Source organism: uncultured Ferrimonas sp. (genome assembly GCF_947489035.1).
GTDB lineage: Bacteria > Pseudomonadota > Gammaproteobacteria > Enterobacterales > Shewanellaceae > Ferrimonas.
In genome coordinates this window covers 1-207 of sequence record NZ_CANLCI010000104.1, presented here as the reverse complement: position 1 = coordinate 207, position 207 = coordinate 1, and the positions used below count along the sequence as shown (strand labels likewise).

At 52.2% G+C, this 207-nt stretch carries 1 tRNA gene; it reads right to left on the bottom strand.

Annotated elements, in window-relative coordinates:
- Positions 1-76 (bottom strand) — tRNA-Gly (locus Q0796_RS18275).
- Positions 77-207 lie beyond the last annotated feature (131 nt).

Here is a 207-nt window from a genome sequence, read left to right as displayed (position 1 = left end):
TGGAGCGGCACATGAGGTTCGAACTCATGACCTCGACCTTGGCAAGGTCGCGCTCTACCAACTGAGCTAGTGCCGCTTAATCTGTTTGGCTTACGCCGATGTCTCGATTTGGTAATCAAAACATCAAAAATTTGGAGCGGCACATGAGGTTCGAACTCATGACCTCGACCTTGGCAAGGTCGCGCTCTACCAACTGAGCTAGTGCCG